20 protein-coding genes and 1 tRNA gene are annotated in these 22,302 nt (G+C 68.3%); 9 read left to right on the forward strand and 12 right to left on the reverse strand.

All coding sequences use genetic code 11. The annotated features are described in order from the left end of the window. Positions 1-199 precede the first annotated feature (199 nt). Positions 200-841 carry a PAQR family membrane homeostasis protein TrhA gene (gene trhA, locus AC1DB8_RS12895; RefSeq protein ID WP_441418569.1) on the forward strand — a complete coding sequence of 214 codons (642 nt, stop codon included), beginning with the start codon at positions 200-202 and terminating at the stop codon, positions 839-841. 139 nt (positions 842-980) lie between these two features. Here the strand turns inward: trhA and AC1DB8_RS12900 are convergent, their stop codons facing one another. From AC1DB8_RS12900 to mca, 4 genes are all read right to left on the reverse strand, one after another. Further along, complete coding sequence (locus AC1DB8_RS12900) at positions 981-1,658, reverse strand: HAD family hydrolase (RefSeq protein ID WP_476893255.1); 678 nt, start codon at positions 1,656-1,658, stop codon at positions 981-983. Further along, positions 1,655-3,850, reverse strand: coding sequence for a thioredoxin domain-containing protein (locus AC1DB8_RS12905; protein WP_476893256.1), 2,196 nt, complete (start codon positions 3,848-3,850; stop codon positions 1,655-1,657). The genes AC1DB8_RS12900 and AC1DB8_RS12905 overlap by 4 nt, the downstream gene beginning before the upstream one ends. After that, positions 3,828-4,172, reverse strand: coding sequence for a hypothetical protein (locus AC1DB8_RS12910; protein ID WP_476893257.1), 345 nt, complete (start codon positions 4,170-4,172; stop codon positions 3,828-3,830). Before AC1DB8_RS12910 ends, AC1DB8_RS12905 begins: the two co-directional genes overlap by 23 nt. 81 nt (positions 4,173-4,253) lie before the next feature. Beyond that, entirely contained in the window at positions 4,254-5,159 is a 906-nt protein-coding gene (gene mca, locus AC1DB8_RS12915) for a mycothiol conjugate amidase Mca (RefSeq protein WP_441418486.1), read from the reverse strand. A 96-nt stretch (positions 5,160-5,255) separates the two neighbouring features. On the opposite strand from mca, the gene AC1DB8_RS12920 reads away from it, so the two are divergent. Further along, positions 5,256-5,714, forward strand: coding sequence for a DUF4307 domain-containing protein (locus AC1DB8_RS12920; RefSeq protein ID WP_476893258.1), 459 nt, complete (start codon positions 5,256-5,258; stop codon positions 5,712-5,714). Between the two features lie 224 nt (positions 5,715-5,938). Next, positions 5,939-6,433, forward strand: coding sequence for a transcription elongation factor GreA (gene greA / locus AC1DB8_RS12925; RefSeq protein WP_138769984.1), 495 nt, complete (start codon positions 5,939-5,941; stop codon positions 6,431-6,433). Between the two features lie 78 nt (positions 6,434-6,511). Here the strand turns inward: greA and AC1DB8_RS12930 are convergent, their stop codons facing one another. From AC1DB8_RS12930 to AC1DB8_RS12945, 4 genes are all read right to left on the reverse strand, one after another. Next, a complete protein-coding gene (locus tag AC1DB8_RS12930; protein WP_441418488.1) occupies positions 6,512-7,102 on the reverse strand; it encodes a rhomboid family intramembrane serine protease in 591 nt (196 codons plus the stop codon). A gap of 9 nt (positions 7,103-7,111) precedes the next feature. Continuing rightward, positions 7,112-8,350 (reverse strand): threonine ammonia-lyase, encoded by a 1,239-nt coding sequence (gene ilvA, locus AC1DB8_RS12935; RefSeq protein WP_441418489.1) that lies wholly within the window; start codon positions 8,348-8,350, stop codon positions 7,112-7,114. Between the two features lie 3 nt (positions 8,351-8,353). Further along, entirely contained in the window at positions 8,354-9,697 is a 1,344-nt protein-coding gene (locus AC1DB8_RS12940; RefSeq protein WP_441418490.1) for an AI-2E family transporter, read from the reverse strand. A gap of 94 nt (positions 9,698-9,791) precedes the next feature. Next, complete coding sequence (locus tag AC1DB8_RS12945; RefSeq protein WP_441418491.1) at positions 9,792-10,796, reverse strand: aldose 1-epimerase family protein; 1,005 nt, start codon at positions 10,794-10,796, stop codon at positions 9,792-9,794. An 83-nt stretch (positions 10,797-10,879) separates the two neighbouring features. Here AC1DB8_RS12945 and galT point away from each other — a divergent pair, with 83 nt between their 5' ends. Next, the gene (galT, locus tag AC1DB8_RS12950; RefSeq protein WP_476893259.1) at positions 10,880-12,043 is read left to right on the forward strand and encodes a galactose-1-phosphate uridylyltransferase; all 1,164 of its coding nucleotides are present in this window, start codon (positions 10,880-10,882) and stop codon (positions 12,041-12,043) included. After that, positions 12,040-13,200, forward strand: coding sequence for a galactokinase (gene galK, locus AC1DB8_RS12955; RefSeq protein WP_476893260.1), 1,161 nt, complete (start codon positions 12,040-12,042; stop codon positions 13,198-13,200). The genes galT and galK overlap by 4 nt, the downstream gene beginning before the upstream one ends. A gap of 107 nt (positions 13,201-13,307) precedes the next feature. On the opposite strand, the gene AC1DB8_RS12960 is transcribed toward galK, so the two are convergent. After that, positions 13,308-14,231 (reverse strand): Bax inhibitor-1/YccA family protein, encoded by a 924-nt coding sequence (locus AC1DB8_RS12960; protein WP_476893261.1) that lies wholly within the window; start codon positions 14,229-14,231, stop codon positions 13,308-13,310. A 511-nt stretch (positions 14,232-14,742) separates the two neighbouring features. On the opposite strand from AC1DB8_RS12960, the gene AC1DB8_RS12965 reads away from it, so the two are divergent. The 4 genes from AC1DB8_RS12965 to AC1DB8_RS12980 are packed head-to-tail and all read left to right on the forward strand — an operon-like array spanning position 14,743 to position 18,919. Next, positions 14,743-16,038 (forward strand): branched-chain amino acid ABC transporter permease, encoded by a 1,296-nt coding sequence (locus AC1DB8_RS12965; RefSeq protein WP_441418495.1) that lies wholly within the window; start codon positions 14,743-14,745, stop codon positions 16,036-16,038. A 9-nt stretch (positions 16,039-16,047) separates the two neighbouring features. Next, positions 16,048-17,016 (forward strand): branched-chain amino acid ABC transporter permease, encoded by a 969-nt coding sequence (locus tag AC1DB8_RS12970; protein WP_476893262.1) that lies wholly within the window; start codon positions 16,048-16,050, stop codon positions 17,014-17,016. Then, positions 17,013-18,149, forward strand: a complete 1,137-nt coding sequence (locus AC1DB8_RS12975) for an ABC transporter ATP-binding protein (RefSeq protein WP_441418497.1) — start codon at positions 17,013-17,015, stop codon at positions 18,147-18,149. Before AC1DB8_RS12970 ends, AC1DB8_RS12975 begins: the two co-directional genes overlap by 4 nt. Next, positions 18,146-18,919: an ABC transporter ATP-binding protein gene (locus tag AC1DB8_RS12980; RefSeq protein WP_175322834.1), complete on the forward strand. Its 774-nt coding sequence runs from the start codon at positions 18,146-18,148 to the stop codon at positions 18,917-18,919. The genes AC1DB8_RS12975 and AC1DB8_RS12980 overlap by 4 nt, the downstream gene beginning before the upstream one ends. Before the next feature lie 538 nt (positions 18,920-19,457). On the opposite strand, the gene AC1DB8_RS12985 is transcribed toward AC1DB8_RS12980, so the two are convergent. The 3 genes from AC1DB8_RS12985 to AC1DB8_RS12995 form a co-directional block, all read right to left on the reverse strand. After that, positions 19,458-20,810, reverse strand: a complete 1,353-nt coding sequence (locus AC1DB8_RS12985) for an ABC transporter substrate-binding protein (RefSeq protein ID WP_441418498.1) — start codon at positions 20,808-20,810, stop codon at positions 19,458-19,460. 283 nt (positions 20,811-21,093) lie between these two features. Continuing rightward, positions 21,094-21,167 (reverse strand) — tRNA-Leu (locus AC1DB8_RS12990). A 31-nt stretch (positions 21,168-21,198) separates the two neighbouring features. Further along, positions 21,199-22,176 carry an N-acetyltransferase gene (locus AC1DB8_RS12995; protein WP_441418499.1) on the reverse strand — a complete coding sequence of 326 codons (978 nt, stop codon included), beginning with the start codon at positions 22,174-22,176 and terminating at the stop codon, positions 21,199-21,201. Positions 22,177-22,302: the final 126 nt, after the last annotated feature.

Consider the following 22,302-nt stretch of genomic DNA (forward strand, 5'->3'; position numbering starts at 1 on the left):
CCGGAGGGCAGGTACCGCGCACACCGCGGTCGCGATTTTCCTCCGCGGACCTTGTTACCCGCGGGTAACTTACCGGACCGTAGGTTATTATTGCGGCATGGAGAGCACCAGTCCGGAGCCCGGATCCGAGCGGTCCGCGCACAGCGAAAACAGCCCCAAGGGCCGGGAAAGCAGCCCGGTGGACGACGCCGCCGTCAGGATCGCCGAACTCCTGATGATCAAGCCGAAATGGCGCGGCTGGATCCACACCGTCACGGCGCCACTGGCCTTTGCCGCTGGCCTGGTGCTGGTACTTCTGGCCCCGACCGCCGAGCTGAAGACCGCCTCGGCGGTCTATGCCTTCACAGGGGTGCTGCTCTTCGGCGTCAGCGCTGTCTACCACCGCGGGAACTGGTCCCCCGGGGTCAAAATCGTGCTGAAGCGGCTGGACCACACGAACATCATGCTGGTGATCGCCGGCAGCTACACACCGCTGGCCTGGGCGCTCCTGGACCGGCCCAAGGCCGTGCTGCTGCTGTGGGTGATTTGGTCCGGCGCGGTGCTCGGGGTGCTCTTCCGCTTGTTCTGGACCCACGCCCCGCGCTGGCTCTACGTGCCGATCTACATCGCCCTGGGTTGCGGGGCCTTGTTCTACCTGCCCGATTTCTTCGCCGCCAGCGCCCCCGCCGCCGTGCTGATCTGCGTGGGCGGCGCCCTCTACATTGCCGGCGCCGTGTTCTACGCGCTGAAGAAGCCGAATTTCAGCTACGAGCACTTCGGCTTCCACGAGCTATTCCATGCCTTCACGGTCTTTGCCTTCGCCGCGCACTACATCGCGATCGCGATCGCCGTCCTGGGCTGACCGCTGAGCCCGGCCGGCCCGCCGGCCCGACTGAATTCTCCCCGCCTTTGAATTCCAGACGCCGGGAATCGCCGGGGTTCCGGCCCGACACACCGGGCGCCCACTCCAAAGTTGGGGAAATCCAGCGCCGGCGCCACCCTCAGCCCGGCCGGCCCGCGGCAATCAACTCCGGGAGCTGGCGCATGTCGTGGAAGACCGTGGTGCCGGGGCCGGCGAGCCATTCCGCGGGGGTCACTCCGCCCGCATAGGCGAACGCGTGCATCCCCGCGGCTCGCGCCGCCTGCACCCCGTAGGCACTGTCTTCGACGACGGCGCAGCGCTCCGGCGCGGTCCGGAGCACCCCGGCCGCATGCAGGAAAAGATCCGGGGCCGGCTTGCCGTTGGCCACCTCCGTGGCACTGAAGATCCGGCCGGCAAAACGGTCTAGCAGCCCGGTCCGGCCCAGTGTCCGCCGCATCTTCGCGTGGCTGCCGCTGGAGGCAACACAGTGCGGAAGCCGGAGCCGGTCCAGGGCCTCCTCCACGCCGTCGACGGTGGTGAGCTCGCGTTCGAAGGCATCGTGGTACCACGTCTGGTAGGTCCTGTCCCAGCCTTCGGCCAGTTCGATGCCCAGTTCCCGTTCGACGGTGGCGATGAAGTTGGCCTCGCTCCGGCCGACGAAGCGCCGCACGATTTCCTCGATCTCCAGCTCCCAGCCAAGGTCGGCCAGGACCCGCTGGTCCACCTGGACCGAGATCACCTCCGAGTCCACCAGGACGCCGTCGCAGTCAAAGACCACCAGGTCAAAGGGAGCCTGGTCCCCCGGGGCAAATGTCATTCCGCCATGGTAGCCAGCCGGGCACGGAGCGCGGCGACCGAACCCGCCGGAAGGTCGCAGACCATGCCGCGGCACAGGTAGACCTGCGGCGACCCGCCCGGCCCCGCAGTGCGGCCGCGGAGCAGGGGGACCTGGCCGCCCCCGGCGTCCCCTGCCGGGTCCTGGAGCGCAATCACCAGTCCCGGGCTGGGCGAGAGCAGCAGCGCGCGGTGCAGCGCCGTCCGCTCCGGCGTGTCGGCCCCGACGACGGCGGCTTCCACCGGGCCCGCCAGCGCGGCCCGCGCCGTGGCCAGCAGCCACCCGGCCACCCGGGGTGCGTTGGTGGCTAGCGGCGGCAGCAGGGACAGGATGTTTCCGGCCATGGCGCGGCGCTCCGAGGATCCGGACAGCGCGGCAGAGGACAGCAGGACCCCGGCAAATGCGGCCGCACCGCTGGGGGTGGCGTTGTCGAAGGGATCCATTCCGGCCCGGCCCCCCTGGGCGTTGAGGACCTGTGCTGATTCCCCGGCGGCGTCTCGCAGCGCCCCACCGGCCGCGAACCGGGTGCAGGCGGACGCCAGGATGGCCTCGGCCAGGGCATACCATCGCGTCCGCCCGGAGACGGCGTAAAGCGCGAACAGGCCCTCCACGCAAAAGGCGTAGTCCTCCAGCAGGCCGCCGATCCCGCGGGCAGACCCGTCGTGGGACACCCGGAGCAGCCGGCCGGGCTCCCCGCCCTGACCCGGGGTCCAGTGCACCCGTTCCAGGTAGCCGGCGATCCGCTCGGCCGCGCCAAGCAATTCGGGGCGGTCCAGCACGGCACTGGCCTCGGCCAACGCCGCGAGGGCCAGCCCGTTCCAGCCGGCCACCACCTTGTCATCCCGGGCAGGCTGCGGCCGCGCCGCGCGGGCCAGCCGCAGCACGGGCCGGACCCGCTGCCACAACGCGCCTTCCGGGCCGTCCAGCGCGTGGCCGGGATGCAGCGGCGACCCGGCTTCGGACACGGTGCCGGCATCGGAGACATGCATCAGCCGGGCCACGGCGGCGCCGTCCGCGGGCCCCAGCAGCTCCGCCAGTTCTCCGGGGGTCCACAGATAGCTGGCGCCCTCGGAGTGCACCCCGTCCACCACGGTGTCCGCATCGAGGGACGACGCAAGCGCCGCCGGGCCTTCGGCGCCGCCTTGGCTAGCTTGCGCCGCCGCACCGGCCAGGCCCAGCGAGTCGAGCATCCAGTCCGCGGTGCTGCCCGCGACGGCGGCGGCCTCCGCGGCCGGGTACCCGTCCGTGCCGCCGAGACGGGCCCAGTGGACGTAGACGCGAAGTAACTGGGCGTTGTCGTAGAGCATCTTCTCGAAGTGCGGCACGGACCAGTCGCGCGTCACGGAGTAGCGGGCAAAGCCGCCGTCGAGCTGGTCGAACAGTGCCGAACGCGCCATGGCGGCGAGCGTGCGGCCCGCCACGTCCCGGGCCGCCTCCGCAGTGTCGGAGGCCGTGGCTGCGTGCCGGATCAGGAACTCCAGGACGGCCGACGGCGGGAATTTGGGCGCGGCGCCGAAGCCTCCCGCGGCATCTTCGGAGCGGGCCAGCGCGCGCACCGCCGCGGAAATCAGGGCCGGGTCGAGGACGGCCGCGGGCGCGTCCAAGCGGACGGCGGACGCGGACTGCGCGGCGGCGATGCCGCGCGCCAGCGTGGCGGCGTTCTGCTCGACGGCGTCGCGGCGTTCCAGCCAGGCCTCGCGGACGGCTTCCAGCACCTGGCGGAAGGAGGGCCTGCCGGGCATCGGCCGCGGCGGGTAGTAGGTGCCGGCGTGGAAGGCCCGGCCGTCAGGCAGCAGGAAGACTGACATCGGCCAGCCGCCCTCGCCGCTGATGGCCTGCGTGGCGGCCATGTAGACGGCGTCGACGTCGGGGCGTTCCTCCCGGTCCACCTTCACGGGGACGAAGTTGGCGTTCAGGAAGTCGGCGGTGTCCTGGTCTTCGAAGGACTCGCCGGCCATGACATGGCACCAGTGGCAGGCGGCGTAGCCGATCGACAGGAACACCGGAACGTCCCGGGCCGCGGCGAACGCGAACGCTTCGTCGCCGAAGGGTTGCCAGTGCACGGGGTTGCCGGCGTGCTGGCGGAGATAGGCGGAGGGTTCCCCGCCCAGGGCGTTGGCCGCCCAGGGTGAGGCATCGGAGGCGCCGCGGTCAGCGGTTCCCGGAACCTGCATCACCGTTGGCTTCCGGCCGGATGTCCGCGCCGTCGCCGGTTTGCGGGTAGCCCCCCAGGCTGCCGCCCCCGGGCTGCCCGGCCTGGACCTGTCCGGCTTCCTCGGCGGCGGCCCGCTCTTCCTCCACCTGCGCCCGGTAACGGACCCGACGGATCCGGCGCACCATGTCCACAATCAGCAGCGCCGTTAGCACCACGATGAACGCGGTCAGCAGGAAACCCAGCAGGCCCGGGGTGACCTGGTCCTGGTCGAGTCCCGGGCGCAGCGACGGCGTCGGTGTCGGTGCCGGGGAAGCCGCCAGGGCGATGAACAAGGAATGCACGGTGGGAACCTTCTGTGGGGAACGTCTTTTGCGGGTCTTCCGGTACCACTCTTCTACGCGGCATAGAAGTCCCTGCTGGAACTATCTTAGCCCGGCAAAGAAGTCCGTCTCGGGCACGTCGGTGGGGACCCGGGACTGGATCAGCGAGTAGTCCTCCCACGGCCAGGTCTGCCGCTGCATTGCCGGCGTCACCGCGAAGAAGAAGCCCTCCGGATCGATCTGGGTGCGGTGCGAGCGCAGGGCGTCGTCGCGGGCCTCGAAGAAGTCCCCGCACTCGATCTGGGTGGTGGTGGGGTGCGTGGGCGCGGGCGGGGTGTGCCCTTCCGCGTCCGCCTCAAGCCAGGCCGCGAGCCGCTCGGCGTACGGCGACTGCAGGCCGGCTTCCTCGAGGGCGTAGTGCAGGGCGCGGAAGCGTTCGGGACTGAACGCACGGTCGTAGTAGAGCTTGCTGGGTGCCCAGGCTTCGCCGGTTCCGGGGTAGCGTGCCGGGTCGCCGGCGGCTTCGAAGGCCTCGACGGCGACCCGGTGCGCCATGATGTGGTCCGGGTGCGGATAGCCGCCGTTCTCGTCGTAGCTAAGGATGACCTGCGGCTTGAAGTGGCGGACCAGCCGGACCAGCGGGGCGGCGGCCCGCTCCAGCGGCAGCGTGGCGAACGAGCCGACCGGAAGCGGAGGCAGCGGGTCGCCTTCGGGCAGGCCGGAGTCGACGAAGCCCAGCCAGCGCTGGCGGATTCCGAGGACCTTGGCCGCGTTGTCCATCTCCAGCCGGCGGGCGCCCGCCATGTCCCGTTTGGGGTGCGGCGCACTCTCCATCGCCGGGTTCTGGATGTCGCCGCGGGAGCCGTCGGTGCAGGTGGCCACCATGACTTCGACGCCGGAGGCGGCGTACATGGCCATCGTCGCGGCGCCCTTGCTGGACTCGTCGTCGGGGTGCGCGTGGACGGCGAGCAGCCGAAGCTTGGCTGACGGGCTGGGGGACGCTGTCATCGTTGGACGGCTCCTCTTTCTTCTGCGGGGTCGGTGCTGCGCGGGCGGAACGGCGGTGCGGAAATTCCCCTGCCCGATCCACACTAAACTGGACTGGTGACTTCCGAGGAGCAGCCTGCCGCGCCCGCGCCGGCACCTACCAGCCTAGCCAATCGCTACGGCGGCCAAAAGCGCACACTGGGCGGCAGGACCAAGCGCAACATCCTGATCGCTGCCCTCGCGGCCGGAATCGGCTTCATGGCCTGGGTTTCGACGTCGGCCTCCACCGAATCCGTCAGCTTCAAGGACATCGGCTACAGCACGCCCGACGCCACCGTGGCCGAGGCGGATTTCCAGGTCACCAAGAATCCGGCCACGGCCGCCAAGTGCGCCGTCAAGGCCCTGGATGCCAAATTCGCCGTCGTCGGCTGGAAGGTCGTCGACGTCGGTCCCAACGCCGTCGATGCCGGCGCCGACGGCGGCCGCACCACCGTGCACCGGGTGACCATCCGCACCGAATCGCAGGCCGTGTCCGCCGTCGTGGACAACTGCTGGATTCCGGACGCCTCGAAGTAGCCGCATCCCGAAGGAATCGGGCCCGGAACCCGGGCCCGGGCAGGGCTCAAGGCGTAACACAGTGTGATCTGCGCCGCAGCGGTTCTTGGGTTTATCCACAGCATTGACTACAATGGATCAATACCCCTGCCCCGCTGAGCTGGTTACTGAGATCCATAAGTGGCCACCGTGGCGGGGTCTTTGCTTGTTTGACCAGCTTGTTTGACCATCAAAAGGAGAAGTCCGTGTCGACCACCAACAGCGCAACTGCAGCTTGGCTTACCCAGGAAGCTTTTGACCGCCTGAAGGCAGAGCTGGACCACCTCTCCGGCGCCGGGCGTGCAGACATCGTTCAGAAGATCGAAGCCGCCCGCCAGGAAGGCGACCTCAAGGAGAACGGCGGCTACCACGCGGCCAAGGAAGAGCAGGGCAAGATCGAGGCCCGCATCCGCCAGCTGACCGTGCTGCTCCGCGATGCACACGTGGGCGAGGCCGCTGCCGACGACGGCATTGTCGAGGCCGGCATGATCGTCGTGGCGAAGATCGCCGGGGACGAAGAGACCTTCCTGCTGGGCTCCCGCGAGATCGCCGGCGACTCCGAGCTGGACGTCTTCAGCGAGAAGTCCCCGCTGGGTTCCGCCATCGTCGGCCACAAGGAAGGCGACAAGCTCAGCTACACCGCCCCGAACGGCAAGGACATCACGGTGGAGATCATCTCCGCCAAGCCGTACGTCGGCTAACGGCACCAGTGCTCGACGCCGGCCCTCCCCTGCAACGGGAAGGCCGGCGTCGCCGTTTAATTACCGCATCGTCTCTAACTACCGGCGCCGGCTCAGCAGCAGGGCCGCGACGACGCCGCCGGCGGCCCCGCCCAGGTGCGCCTGCCAGGAGACGTAGCCCGCCACGATGGGCAGCATGCCGAAGAGGATGCCGCCGTAGGCCAAAAAGAGCACCAGCGAGAGCAGGATCTGGCCCCAGTGGCGGTTGAAGAAGCCCCGTACCAGCAGGAACGCGAAGAGCCCGAAGACCAGCCCGGACGCTCCCACCGTGATGTTGAACCCGCCGATCAGCCACACCGCCGCTCCCGAGCCGAGCCAGCTGGAGGCCAGCGCCGTGGCGAAGACCCGCACGCCGGACAGGAACACCAGGAACCCGAAAATGATCAGCGGCAGGGTGTTGGAGAGCAGGTGGGCCAGGTTGGCGTGCAGCAGCGGGAAGGTCAGGATGTCCAGCAGCCCGTCGGCGGAGCGCGGGCGCAGTCCGAAGGTGGCGTTCAGCGAATGCATCGTCAGGGAGTTGACGATCTCGATCGCGTAGAGCAACAGCACGAAGGAGCCCACCACCAGCAGGCCCAGCCGGGCCCGGGCAGCGGGGGTATCCCGCCGCTCGGCCTTGGACGCTTCCAGCACGGCGGCCGCCTAGTGCACCACGATCGGCTGGAATCCTTCGGCCCGGAGCGCGCCGAGGACCTGCTCGCAGTGCTCGTGGCCCTTGGTTTCCAGGTTGACGGTGATGGAGACGTCGCCCATGCTGATCGAGCCGCCCACCCGGGTGTGGTCCAGCCCGGTCACGTTCGCGTCGTTTTCGGCGATGATCCGGGCGATGGTCGCGAGCGAGCCGGGCCGGTCGTCCAGCATCATCCGCACGGTCATGTAGCGGCCGGCAGCGGAGAGGCCGCGCTGGATGACCTTGAGCATGAGCATCGGATCGATGTTGCCGCCGGAGAGCACGACGGCGGTGGTCCCGGGGTTTTCGATCTTGCCTTCCATCAGGGCGGCCACGCCCACGGCGCCGGCCGGTTCGACCACCATCTTGGCCCGTTCCAGCAGGAAGATCAGCGCCCGGGCCAGCGCGTCCTCGCTGACGGTGACGACGTCGTCGACGAGCTCGCGGATGATGCTGAAGGGCAGCTGCCCCGGCCGGCCGACGGCGATGCCGTCCGCCATGGTGGAGACGCGCTTGAGCGGGACGAGGGCGTCGGCGGCGAGTGAGGGCGGGTAGGCGGCGGCGTTTTCGGCCTGCACGCCAATGATCCGGATCTCCCGGCCGAGTTCCTTGGCCCTTGCCTTCACTGCCACCGCGACGCCCGCCAGCAGGCCGCCGCCGCCGACGCCCATCAGGATGGTGTCCACGTTCGGGATCTGCTCGAGGATTTCCAGTCCCACGGTGCCCTGGCCGGCCACGACGTCGACGTCGTCGAAGGGGTGCACAAAGACGGCGCCCGATTCGTCCGCGTAGCGCTTGGCCTCGGCCAGCGCCTCGTCGACGTTGTGGCCGTGCAGCACCACCTCGGCGCCGTGGCTGCGCGTCGCGGCAAGCTTGGGCAGGGCGACGCCGAGCGGCATGTAGATGCGGGCCTTGATGCCGAGGGACTTCGCCGCCACGGCCACGCCCTGGGCGTGGTTGCCGGCCGAGGCCGCGACGACGCCGCGTTTCTTCTCCTCGGCGGAGAGCTTGGCCATCCGGACGTAGGCGCCGCGCACCTTGAAGGAACCGGCGCGCTGCAGGTTCTCGCACTTGAAGTAGACGTCGCCGCCGGCGATGCTGCCCAGCGCCCGGGAGGACTCCACCGGGGTCCGCGTAATAATCCCGTCGAGCAGCTTCTGCGCCTCCAGGACATCGTCCAACGTGACGGGCAGGCTCTCGAGGGTATTCACGAACTAGTCTCCTTTAGGGGTTCCGGCGTCGGCGCCAGGGCGGTGGACCTCCCTGAAGCCCGGGTCCTGGCCGGCGCCGGCAAGGGCAGGGGCTCCCTGCGGGCTTGCGGCTGCCAGCTCTCCATCATGTTCCCACGTTCTGGCCGCAATGTACCGAATGGCCGAGTTTGCTACGGCGAGGATCGGCACGGAGAACAGGGCGCCCGGGATGCCGGCGAGGTAGGAACCCGCGGCGACGGACAGGATGACGGCGACCGGGTGGAGCGAGACGGCCTTGCCCATGACCAGGGGCTGCAGGATATGGCCTTCCAGCTGCTGGACCAGCAGCACAATACCGACCATGATGAGGGCGTTGACCAGGCCGTTGGCCACAAGGGCCAGCAGCACGGCTACTGCGCCGGTGACGAGTGCGCCGACCAGCGGGATGAACGAACCGATGAACACCAGCACGCCAAGCGGCAGGGCCAGCGGGACGCCGATGATCGCTGCTCCGACACCGATCCCCAGGGCATCCACGAAGGCCACGAACATCTGGATCCGGGTGTAGCTGACCATTGAGGTCCAGCCGCGCCGGCCGGCGCCGTTGACGGCCGGACGGGCCTTCCGCGGCATCAGCCGGACCAGGAACCCCCAGATCCGTTCGCCTTCGAGCAGGAAGAAGATCGTGACGAACAAGGCAATCAGGAGCCCGGCGGCGAAATGCCCGGCGGTGCTGCCGAAGGTCAGCGCGCCGCTGAGGATGCTGCTGCTGTTCTTCTGCAGCGCGTCGGCTCCTTCCTTGACGTAGGTGTCGATCTGGGCGGCAGTCAGGTGCAGCGGGCCGTCGGCCAGCCAGGTCTGGACCTGTTGCAGGCCCGTAAGCGCCTGGCTCCAGAGCTCGCCGAAGCCGGCGGTGAGCTGGCGGCCGACGAGGGCGAGCGCGCCGGCGATAACCCCGATGAAGCCGAGCAGGGTGATGGCGACGGCGGCGCCGTTGGGCACCCGGCGCCTGCGCAGCCAGCGGGTGACCGGGCTGAGCAGTCCGGCCAGCAGGGCGGCGACCATCACCGGGATGATGAGGAAGCTGATTTTGCTGAGCAGCCAGACGAGCACGCCGGTGACAAGCAGGATCAGGCCGATCCGCCACGCCCACGACGCCGCAATCCGCACGCCGTAGGGGATGTCCTCGTCCAGTTCCCGGTCGCTGCGGGCCCGCGGTGCCGTCGGGGCAGCGCCCGGCACCGGGCCGGCAGGCACTCCGGCAGCTACGCCGGCGGCGGGGCCGGCAGGAGGGGCGGAAAGGCCGGGCGCGGCATATCCGGGGAGCTCGGAGTCGGGTCGTTGGGTGGCGTCCTCAGCTGGCGTCATAGCCCCATAATTCCCTAGTGCGGCGCGCAAAGGAAACGGCGCGGAACGAGCCGGGGTATCCGGGCAAGGGTACGGGCAGCGGGGCTTTGGCCGGCTAGCTGCCGAGGGAGGCAGTAATTCCCCAGCTCATCGTGAAGGACTCCCCCGCAGGCAGCCAGCCCAGGCCGTCGCCGCTGTTGAAGGCGTTGGCCGGTCCGGTCATGGGCTCAAGCGCCACGGCCGTGGTCCGGCCCGGGAACTTGCCGGTGACGAAGACGTGGACGTAGCGGCAGTGCTCGTCCTGCCAGAGGCTTACGCTGCGGCCGTCGGCGGCGCGCAGTGTGCTGCGTGCCAGGCCGCCGTCGAAGTCCAGGTCCGTGTACGCGCAGTCCAGGTCGAGGTCCCCGGCGAGCCGGCCCGCCCGGAGGTCGAAGTCGCCGGCGACCGGCTCGGTGCTGCGCGGAATCAGGCGCTCGTCGGTCACCAGCCGGGTGCGGCCGCTGACGGTCACGGTGAGTTCTTCGCTCGGCACCTCCCCCAGCCGCAGGTACGGGTGCGCGCCGAGGACGAAGGGGGCCGGCTCCTGCGAATCGTTGATCAGCGTCTGGCGGACGGTGAGCCCCAGGTCCTCCTCCAGTTCGTAGCGCACCCGGTGCCGCAGCAGGAACGGGTAGCCGTGCTGCGGAAACACAGCCGCCTCAAGGGTCACGGAGAATTCCGATTCCTCCACCAACTCGTAGGAGGCGTTCCGCAGCAGCCCGTGGCTGGCATTGTTTCTGGCCACCTCGGTGATATCGAGCTGCTGTTTCTTCCCGTTGAGGTACCAGATGCCGTCTTCCACGCGGTTTGCCCACGGCGCCAGCGTGATCCCGGTGGCGCCGGGCGGGATGTCGGCGTCGCCGTAGCTCTCGGTCAGTTGGGTGCCCGCACGGCTGTAGAGCCGCAGGCCGGCCGCGAGTTCGGTCACCACGGCCAGGGCGTCGCCCCGGCGCAGTTCGTATTGCCTGCCGCTCGCGTAGCGCCGGGTGGAGGTGCCCGGTCCGCCTGCGGCGGAAATTGCGGCAGCGGAAACTGCGGCGACGGAAGGGTCTGGGGAGGCCGGGGAAGCAGGGAGGTCCATGGGCACCACGGTACCGAACCGTGCGCCCGCCCGTACACGGCGGGGCTTTGCCGGAAAGTCGTGAAGTCTGATCGAATGATGGAATGCGCGCCAACAGCATCACCCAAGGCACCCTCGCCGACGGCCGGGAGCTCTATTACTTCGATGATGCCGCCGGGGAGGCAGCCGCCGATTCAGGCACGCGGCGGCGTCGGCCGCGGGCCCACGACGACCGCCGGGAGCTGGACGGACGGGCCGCCGCCGGCGAGCTGCGCTTCGACGCGCTGACCGGCGAATGGGTGGCGATCGCCGCGCACCGCCAGTCCCGGACGCACCTTCCGCCGGCCGATGAGTGCCCGCTGTGTCCGAGCACCTCGGCCAACCCCTCGGAAATCCCGGCGCCGGACTACGACGTCGTCGTCTTCGAAAACCGCTTCCCCTCGCTGGGCCCCGACCTCGGCCAGCTCCCGGCGCAGCCGGCATGGGGAACCAGCGTGCCGGCGTGCGGGCGCTGCGAGGTGGTCTCCTTCACCCCGGACCATACCGGTTCCTTCGGCGGCCTCGGCGAGGTGCGTGCCCGTACCGTGGTGGAGGCCTGGGCCGTCCGCACTGCGGCGCTCAGCGCGCTGCCCGGGATCCGGCAGGTGTTCCCGTTCGAGAACCGCGGCGCGGAAATCGGTGTCACGCTGCACCACCCGCACGGCCAGATCTACGCCTACCCCTACCTGCCGCCGCGCGCGGCCGTGCTGGCCGTCGCCGCGCGGAAACATTACGACGACGCCGGGGGCCGGGACACGCTCACCGGATCGCTGCTGCGCGCCGAGCGCACGGACGGCAGCCGGATGGTCCTCGAGGGCCGGCATTTCAGCGCCTACGTGCCCTTCGCCGCCCGCTGGCCGATGGAAGTCCACCTCGTCCCGCATCGGCAGGTCCCCGACCTCGCCGCCCTCGACGGCGAAGAGAGGGACGAACTCGCACAGCTGTACCTGGACCTACTGCGGCGCCTGGATGCCCTCTACCCCACCCCCACCCCGTACATCGCCGCGTGGCAGCAGGCGCCGCTGGACAGTTTGCTACGCCCCGCCGGCTACCTGCACCTGCAACTGACCTCGCCCCGCCGCGCCGCGGACAAGCTCAAGTACCTGGCCGGCTCGGAGGCAGCGATGGGGGCATTCATCAACGACACCACGCCGGAGGCCGTCGCGGCCCGGCTGCGCGACGCAGCCGCCACGGGTTACCCAGTCCCCACGGAAAGCAGCACCCTATGAACCCCCCGCCGGGCACCAAGGAACTTCGGTCGCGGTTCAAGGAGGTCTTCGGGGCCGCACCGGACGGCGTTTGGCAGGCCCCGGGGCGGGTCAACCTGATCGGCGAACACACGGATTACAACGAGGGGTTCGTGCTGCCGTTCGCCATCGACCGGACCGCCCGGGTGGCCGTCCGGCTCCGGCCCGACTCCACGCTGCGGATGCTGTCCACGTTCGGAAACCAAGGGCTGACGACGGCGGACGCTTGCGTCCTGGACCCGGCCACGGCCAGGGGCTGGACCAAGTATCCGCTCGGCGTGCTCTGGGCCCTCGAGCAGCGCGGTATCGCCGTCCCCGGACTGGACCTTCTGCTGGACTCCGACGTGCCGCGGGGAGCCGGGCTGTCCTCCTCGCATGCCATCGAATGCGCCATCATCCTGGCCGTCAACGAGCTGACCGGCGCAGGGCTCAGCGTGGAGGACATGGTCCTGGCCACCCAGCGCGCGGAGAACGACTTTGTCGGAGCCCCCACCGGGATCATGGACCAGTCGGCCTCGCTCCGGGGCGCCGCGGGCCGTGCCGTGTTCCTCGACTGCCGGGACCAGAGCGTCCGGCTGGTGCCGTTCGACGCCGAGGCAGCCGGCCTGGTGCTGCTGGTGATCGATACGAAGGTCTCGCACTCGCATTCCGGCGGTGGCTACGCGGCCCGGCGCGCGTCCTGCGAGCTGGCCGCCGATGTGCTCGGCGTCCGGGCGCTGCGCGACGTCGGGGTCGGGGATCTCGAGGAGGCTGCCGGGCTGCTGGACACGGAAACGTTCCATCGGGTCCGCCACGTCGTCACCGAGAACGACCGCGTGCTGCAGACGGTGGAACGCCTCGAGGGCGAAGGGCCGCAGGCCATCGGCGCGCTGCTGGACGCCTCGCACGCCTCGATGCGGGACGATTTCGAAATTTCCTGCCCCGAATTGGACCTCGCGGTGGACACAGCCCGCGCCGGCGGCGCCATCGGCGCCCGGATGACCGGCGGCGGCTTCGGCGGAGCCGCGATCGCCCTTACCCCGGCAGGCGCGGAGCAGCGGGTGCGTTCCGACGTCGGGCGGGCCTTCGGGCGCGCCGGCTACGCCGCCCCGGAGGTCTTCCGCGTCCGCCCCGCGGCGGGAGCCCGCAGGCTGGACTGAAGCCGGCCTGAAGCCGGCCCGAGGCCGGCCCGAGGGGGAAGGCACGAAGCGGGCCCCGCCATCCGGCGGGGCCCGCTTCGTAAGTCGTGCTGTTGTGCGGCTGCCGGCTAGTCGTCGCCGCGCAGGATGGCCAGCAGGCGGATGATCTCGACGTAGAGCCAGACGAGGGTGACCGTGAGGCCGAACGCCGCGGTCCAGGAGAAGCGCTGCGGGGCGCCGCTGCGGACGCCGGCTTCGATGCTGGTGAAGTCCATGATCAGGGAGAACGCGGCGAGGCCGATCGCGAGCAGGCCGATGAAGACACCCAGCGGGATACCGAAGAGCTCCACCTGGGTACGCAGGCCGAACGGGGTCTGCACGGCGCCGGTCCACATCATGACCATGTTGACGAGCGCGAAGACGGCGTAGCCGATCATCGCGATCATGAAGAAGCGCATGGCCCGGGGCGTCGCGCGGACCTTGCCGCTCTTGAACAACACCAGGGTCACGGCGAAGACGGAGAGCGTCCCGATCACGGCCTGGAGGCCGACGCCGGGGAACATCCCGTCGAGGATCCGGGTCAGGCCGCCGAGGAACAGGCCCTCAAGGGCTGCGTAGGCCAGGATCAGCGCCGGCGAGGGCTGCTTCTTGAAGGTGTTGACGAGGGCCAGGACAAAGCCGCCCAGCGCGCCGACAATCATCAGCATCGAGGCGAGGCCCTGCGCCACCACAAGGGTGACGGCCGCGCCGGCGATCACGGCGGCGAGGCAGGCCGCCGTCTTCATGATGACGTCATCGAAGGTCATGCGGCCGCTGTCGGCCGGTCCGGCCGCCGGGCGGTTGTACATGTCCTGCAGCTGGTCGCTGCTCATCGCCTGCTGCGACGGGTTCCAGCCGGCCTGGGTCTGGCCGAACTGGCCCTGGCCATACGGGTTCTGGCCGTACTTGTTCTGGCCGTAGCTCTGCCCGTACGGCGCTTGCGGGGCAGGCGGTGCCTGGGTGGCTCCACGGAAGTTCTTTCCGTTGAAGATCGGGTTTCCGCCAAGTGCCATTGCTGGTGTCCTCCAAATTAAGGGGGTAGGTGATGATCGGTGGTGAGGATCGTTATGACTCACGCTACCAATTCCCACGCCCGGCAGGCAGGGATAGTTCCCTTCGGGTTCCCGCCGCAACAAAACCGTGATCTGGGGCGGCCCGCCCCCGCCCTGCTTCCGCCCCGGTGAAGCGCTTCTTCGCCGAATGTTTAGGAATCCTCGGGAACAACAAAAGTTTTCTTTAGCTCGGCTAAATCCCGCTTGGGCGCCGGCTTCACGGTTGTTACGCGATCGCGACGTTCTGCCTGCTCGCAGCGGCATTAGTTACCCCGCCCGGCCTGTAACATTGGCCCAACAGGGTGACGAACATCACAAGCAAGAACCGCTCCATCGCATCGAAGTATCCGCTCTACCCTCGTCCCCTGACCGTTCGCAGCGGTTGCAATGGCGCAACCCAGACCACCCCCATGTGGAGGTTTTCAATTTGAGAAGCACACCGAGAGGCCTGTCGCAGCGACGGCGCGGCAGAATGCTGAAAGCTGTGGGGGCCCTTTTCGCCGCCGTGGCCGCCCTTCTGCTCGTCGTCGCCCCGGCATCCCAGGCCGCGACCCCCTCGCCGACACCATCCCCGTCGAGCACCTCGTTCCAAAACAGCATCAGCGGCTTCCTCCGCGGTGATGACCGCGCCCCGCTCGCCGGTGTCAGCATCACCGCTAAGAGCGGCGACTTTACCGGAACAACCAAATCGGGTCCCAACGGTTCCTGGACCATCGGCGTCCCCACCCAGGGGACCTACGAGGTCGAACTGGACGTGAAAACCCTGCCCCAGGGCATCAAGCTCGCCGAGGGCCAGGAAAACCCCCGCAAGGTCAGCTTCAGCCAGACATCCAATCTTTCGGTGATCTTCGCCTTCGGCAAGGGCATCGTGGTCCAGCAGGAAGACTTCGGCCAGAACCTGCTTAACCGCCTGGTGGCGGGCCTGAGCTTCGGCCTGCTGCTCGCCCTCGCGTCGGTGGGGTTGTCGCTGATCTTCGGTACCACCGGCCTGACCAACTTCGCCCACGGCGAGATGGTCACGCTTGGCGCCGTCCTCGTCTTCGGCTTCAACGCCATGAACCTGCCGTTTTGGCTTTCCATCATCCTCGCCCTCCTCGGCGGCGGGCTCTTCGGCTACGTCCAAGACGCCGGGCTGTGGAAGCCGCTGCGGCGCCGCGGCACCGGCCTGGTCCCGATGATGATCGTCAGCATCGGCCTCGCCCTGGCCGTCCGCTACGTGATCCAGTTCTACTTCGGCGGCGCCACCCAGCAGCTGCCCTTCGCCCAGAGCGCGGAAATCCAGATCGGGCCGGTCTCCATCTCGCCCAACAACCTCTGGTCCCTGCTCATCAGCGTCGTGGTCATCGCCGTCCTCGGCGTCGTACTGCTCAAGACCCGGCTGGGCAAAGCAACCCGCGCGGTCGCCGACAACCCGGCACTGGCCGCGGCCTCCGGCATCGACGTCGACGCGGTTATCCGGATCGTCTGGGTCACCGGCGGCATGCTCGCCTCGCTCGGCGGCATTCTCTGGGCGTACTACCGTCCCGGCGTCACTTTCGATATGGGTTCGCAGATCCTGCTGCTCATCTTCGCCGGCGTGACCCTCGGCGGCCTCGGCACCGTCTGGGGCGCCCTGTTCGGATCCATCATCGTCGGCATCTTCGTGGAGCTGACCACCGTCTTCGGCCTCGCCGCCGACCTCAAGTACGTGGGAGCACTGTTCATCATGATCGTTGTCCTCTTGTTCCGGCCTCAGGGCATCCTGGGCCGCCGCGAGCGCGTGGGTTAGGAGACAGACATGGACTTCGGATTTATTCTTTCCAGCGCTGCCGGTGAGCTGTTCAGCCCGACGACGGCGGCGTACGCGCTTGCCGCGCTCGGCCTGGCGGTCCACTTCGGCTACTCGGGCCTGCTGAACTTCGGCCAGGCCGGCTTCATGGCGGTGGGAGCCTACGGCTTCGCCATCTCCACCCTGACGTTCCACGTGCCGTTCTTCGTGGGCCTGCTGATCGCCGTCGTCTGCTCGGCGATCTTCGCCTTGCTGCTCGGCATCCCCACACTTCGGCTGCGGGCCGACTACCTCGCCATCGTGACGATCGCGGCCGCGGAAATCGTCCGCTACATCGTCACCACGAACCAGCTCACCTCGCTGACCGGTTCCGCCAACGGCCTGGCCGCCTTCGAAGGCGACTTCTACGCCATGAACCCGTTCCCCGAAGGGTCCTACTTCGGGATGAACAACCGCGACTTCTTCATCCGCGTCGTCGGCTGGGCCTTGGTGATCGTCTGCTGCCTGCTGGTCTGGCTGCTGATGCGCAGCCCCTGGGGCCGCGTCCTCAAGGGCATCCGTGAAGACGAGAATGCCGTCCGCTCGCTCGGCAAGAACGTCTACTCCTACAAGATGCAGGCCCTCGTCATCGGCGGCGTGCTCGGAGCCCTCGCGGGCATGGTCTTCACCCTCCCCCGCGGTGCGGTGCAGCCGGCCAACTACGGCACCGAGCTGACCTTCTTCCTCTACACCTGCCTGCTGCTCGGCGGTCTCGGCACCGTGCTGGGACCCGTCGTCGGGGCGATGATCTTCTGGGTCGTGCTGTCGCTCACCCAGGGCGTGCTGTACGGCTTGATCGAATCGGGCGCGGTCACGTGGCTGAACACGGTCCAGGCCGGCCAGCTGCGTTACATCCTGGTCGGCATCGCGCTGATGCTGCTGATGATCTTCAGGCCTCAGGGCGTCTTCGGCAATAAGAAGGAGCTGGCGTTCGCATGAGCATGCACAGCGAAGAACCAAAGCCCGGCCTCGGGTCCACCGAGACCGCGGAGGGCATCGACTACATGACGGACACGCGTCCGATTGCGGCCGGCGAGATTGCTCCCGGCTGCAAGAAGCGCGACCCGATTGTGGTGGCGGAAAATGTCACCCGCAGCTTCGGCGGCATCAACGCCGTCGACGTCGAATACCTCGAGATCCCGCGGCACAAGATCACGGCCCTGATCGGCCCCAACGGTGCCGGCAAGACCACCCTGTTCAACCTGTTGACGGGCTTCGATACGCCGAACACGGGCAAATGGCAGTTCGAAGGAAACAGCCTGGCCGGCGTCTCCTCCTACAAGGTGGCCCGCATGGGCATGGTCCGCACCTTCCAGCTGACCAAGGTCATGGGCAAGCTCACCGTCATGGAAAACATGCGGCTGGGCGCTTCACACCAATCCGGTGAGAAGCTCTCCAAGGCCCTGTTCAAGGGGATCTGGGGCGGCCAGGAAAAGAAGATCACCGAAGAAGCCAACGTGCTGCTGGAGAAGTTCAAGCTCGACGCCAAGAAGGACGACTACGCGGCGTCCCTCTCCGGCGGCCAGCGCAAGCTCCTCGAAATGGCCCGTTCGCTGATGGTTCGTCCGAAGCTCGTGATGCTGGACGAACCGATGGCAGGCGTCAACCCGGCGCTCACCCAGTCCCTGCTGGACCACATCAAGAACCTCAAGGCCGAGGGCATGACCGTGTTGTTTGTCGAGCACGACATGCACATGGTCCGCCACATCGCCGACTGGGTGGTGGTGATGGCCGAGGGGAAGATCGTGGCCGAGGGGCCGCCCGCTGAGGTCATGAAGAACCCGGCCGTGATTGACGCCTACCTGGGCGCCCACCACGACGTGGATCTTGGCGATTCGGAAGGCATCAAGGTGCTCGCAGCCGAACTCGAGGCGGACGAGGAATCAATCGTCGGCACCGAGAACGCGGGCATCATCTCCGCCGACGTGCTCGTGACGGAGGCGCCCGGGCACGACACCGCCAACGGTGCGGCGCACGGCCGGCGAAGTGCCGAGGAACCGGGCCTCGGCGAGCCGAACCGGACAGAGCCGAACCGCGTTGAGCCGAACCGGACAGAGAAGGACACAGAATGAGCGCCACGAGTGCGGCCACCGCCGCGAAGAACGCATACGAGGGCGATTCGGTCGTCAAGGTCACCGACCTGGTGGCCGGTTACATCCCGGGCGTCAACATCCTCAACGGCTGCAGCATCGAGGCCCGCAAGGGTGAGTTGATTGGCATCATCGGTCCCAACGGCGCCGGCAAGTCGACCCTGCTGAAGGCCATGTTCGGCCTCGTCAAGGTCCACTCCGGCTCCGTGGTGGTCCGCGGCCAGGACATCACCGGGCTGAAGGCCAACAAGCTGGTCAGCCGGGGCGTTGGGTTTGTCCCGCAGACTAACAACGTGTTCGCGGCCCTGACCATCGAAGAGAACCTCCAGATGGGCATGTTCCAGCGCCCTAAGGACTTCGCCAAGCGGTTCGACTTCGTCGCGGAGCTGTTCCCGGAGCTGGCCAAGCGCCGGGCCCAGCGCGCCGGCTCGCTCTCCGGCGGTGAGCGCCAGATGGTCGCCATGGGACGGGCCCTGATGATGGACCCGGCCGTGCTGCTGCTCGACGAGCCCTCGGCAGGCCTCTCCCCCGTCAAGCAGGACGAAACCTTCCTGCGGGTGCACGAGATCAACCGGGCCGGCGTCTCCGTGATCATGGTGGAGCAGAACGCGCGCCGCTGCCTGCAGATCTGCGACCGCGGCTACGTCCTGGACCAGGGCAAGGACGCGTACACGGGAACCGGCCGGGAACTCATGAAGGATCCCAAGGTCATCCAGCTGTACCTGGGCACCTTGGCGGACACGGTCGACTAGTCCGGCCATCGCTGTCCAGAAGGGCCGTCACCAGCCGGTGGCGGCCCTTCTGCATGCCCGGCGCGTGTCCGGTTCCCGTGGGTGCCGTCCCGGGCGCCCAGGGTCCCCGCAGGGCTCCGGCGACAGCCACTTGCTCGGCGCCTGCCCCCGTCACCCTCTGCGTGACTCTCGCCGAACGCTCTGCGGCACCCAAGCCAGGTTTCCGCGGCGGTTCCGGACAGACGCAGCCCGGATCCGAGCAGCCTTTGTCCGATTCCGTAGCCTCCATCCGTTGCTTTAGCCCCGGCGGCCACAGCGCGCCGTCGGAACCCCTCCCCGGCTATGCGACGGCGTCACGCGCAGCAGAGTCTTGGGCCTCCACCCGGCGGGTTGGGCTGGTTCTGCGGGGTCGAACTGAACGGGGCGGCCCGAAGGACTGACCTGCGTGACGCCTAGGCCCGGTCGCGTCCTTCGCCCCCGCTCCCCTCCCTGCTTCCGGCACGCAAGAGACCCCCGTCCGGAGGGGACGGGGGTCTCTTGTTTGTCTTGGAGAGCGGCTTTACAGCTTGCCGAATTCTTCCTTGACGGGCTTGTAGCTGTTGTCATCCTGGAACTCGTAGATGCCGATGTAGGCTTCCGTCGGGTCACCGGCGTCGGAGAACGTTACGGGGCCGGACTGGCCGTCGTAGTCGATGTCCTTGCCGTTACGGAGCAGGGTGACGCAGGAGGCGAAGTTGTTGCACTTCTCGCCGCCTTCAGAGACCGCCTTGAGCTGCTTGGCGATATCCACGCCCTTGGTGCTCTTGGCGGCTTCAGAAGCCAGTGCGATCAGGTTCACGGCGTCGTAGGACTCGCCTGCGTAGCTGTAGTCCTTGAGCGCCGGATCGATGGCGAGGAGCTTCTTCTTGAAGTCATCCTTGGCGAAGGTGCCCGGGATGGTGCCCTGGGCGCCCTTCAGGGTGCCTGCCTTGAAATCCTTGCTGTAGTCGGACATGTTGCCGTCCACCATGAAGATCTGGGTGGGCTTGATGCCCTTGCCCGTCATCAGCGGGACGATGCTCTTGGCCTGGTCGAAGGTGATCAGGGCGATGGCATCCGGCTTGGCCGCGAGGACCTTGTCCACCTGGCTGCTGAACTGGGAATCGCCTTCGTTGAAGAGCTCTTCCGCCACAACCTTGCCGCCGGCAGATTCAACGGCCGACTTGACGTTCTTTGCCAGACCCGTGCCGTAAGCGTCGTTCAATACGATCATGCCAACGGTCTGGGCGCCACAGGTGGCCATGTAGTTGCCGAGGACCTTGCCCTGCAGGACGTCCGACGGAGCGGTGCGCCAGTAGAGGCCCTTGTCGTCCCACGTGGTGAAGTCCGGCGAGGTGTTGGCCGGCGAGAACTGGATGACTCCGGCGCCGGTGATCTGGTTGATCACGGTCTTGGAAACACCCGAGGAGGCGGCACCGACAATGGCGCTGACACCCTGGCCCAGCAACGCGGTGGTGGACTGGGTGGCGATGTCCGTCTTGGTGTCGCCCGAGTCGCGGTGGATGACCTGGACCGGCTTGCCGAGGACGCCGCCGGCGTCGTTGATTTCCTTGATGCCAAGGTTCACGCCTGCGATTTCGGGCGGGCCGAGGAAGGCAAGGGAACCGGTGGTCGGCAGGAGCGAGCCGATCTTGAGCGGGGTATCCGTGGTGGTCGAGGACGCGGGCACGGAGCCTGCCGCGCTGGCCGAGCTGGTGGAGCCTCCGGTTGCGCTCGGGGCCGGGCAAGCGATGCCGGCGGCCTGGGCGGATGCCGAGCCGCTTGACGCCGGCGCGGTGGACGTACCGCCACAAGCCGTAGCCAGAAGGGCGACGCCGAGGCTAAGCACTGTGAGCTTAGCGATGCGCGGCGCCACCTGGGGGAGTGAAGTCATAGAGAAATCTCCTCGATCTAAAGGTGCGAACGGCCTTTGATGCGAAAGATCAGGTGTTCCTGATTTAGATTCAAGCTAATGCAATTTCCGCCCGAAAATAAGTGACTACGGTCACATCCTTATAACACTCGTTGCATAGAGGAAATCAGCGTGCGGGAAAAGCGCGGTGATTGGCTTGGGGGCGGCCCGGGAGGCCACGCCAGGGCCCACCACCCCCGGCGCCCCAAGGCGCCTGCCGGGGCCGCGAGCAGCAATTGTGGCGCGCAGTGCGGCAATTATGAAGTGCCCCAGGTGGGACTCGAACCCACAACACGCGGATTTTAAGTCCGCTGCCTCTGCCAATTGGGCTACTGGGGCGCCCGGTCAATGGTATCCCGGCCACGTCTCCCTACGACGCCGCCGGCACCCCGTCGAAGGGCTCGGCGTAGCGGAACGTCCCGCTGACCCCGCCGGGCCAAAGCGCCAGCGGCAGCAGCTGGAAATGGTCGCCCCAGGACGGATCCGGCGCCTGCACGCCGAGCGAGGTGGAAGGCACGAAGCCAAACCTGGCGTAATACTCCGGGCTGCCGAGCAACGCAATGCCCCGCTCCCCCGCGGCATTCGCACGGTCGATGGTTTCCTTCATCAGCGCCGATCCGATTCCGTGCCGCTGCAGCCGCGGCACCACCCCGATCGGGCCCAGCCCCAGCAGCTCCAGCTCCCCCGCCCTGCCCCGGGTGCTGATGACATGGCCCACGATCTCACCATCCAGCTCGGCGACAATGCTGAAATCCGGCAGGTACTCCCCGCAATCGAAGAGCCGCCGCAGCAGGTCCACTTCCTCCGGCTCCCCTTCAACCGGCAGGCCCGTGACCGGCGAGATGGAGAAGGCCGCTGCGGTGAGGGCCAGGAGCGCCGGCCGGTCCTCGGGCTGTTCGCCGCGCAGGACCAGCTTCGGCACCGGCAACTGCCCGCCGCCGTTCGCGCTGCGGCTGTCCGCGGAGAGCTCGTGGAGCACCTCGAGGGCGCGTTCGGCATCGGCCACCGGAACGAGCAGGTGGTCGTGGTGGAATCCGGCCAGCACGTTGCAGCTGATCTTGGCCTCGGTCAGGGCGGCACTGACGGCAGCAGTAAGTCCGATCGCTTCGAGCGAGGAATGCACCTGCAGGGTGATCCAGGCCGCCACGAAGTCGTACTTGAGGCCCAGGGCATCGGCGTCGGCCCGCGGCAGCACCACGGTCAAACCCTCGGCCTCCCGGACCGCGGCCGCAATGTGGCCGGCCAGCGGTTTGCCGTGCGGCCACAGCGCATAGACGTACTCGCCCTCGCGCACCACCGGCCGCATGGTCGCCAGCAAGGTGTTCAGGTCCTTCTCAGCGGGAGTCATGGGCCCAGTCTAGGCAGGTCGGCCCGTCCCACGGCCAATCCGACCGGCAATCCAGGCGGTGCCGGCGGCGGCACCAACGACGACGGCGGCCGCTCCCCCGAAGGGGAACGGCCGCCGTCGTCGGCT

This window comes from Arthrobacter sp. 10N410 (assembly GCF_056394945.1).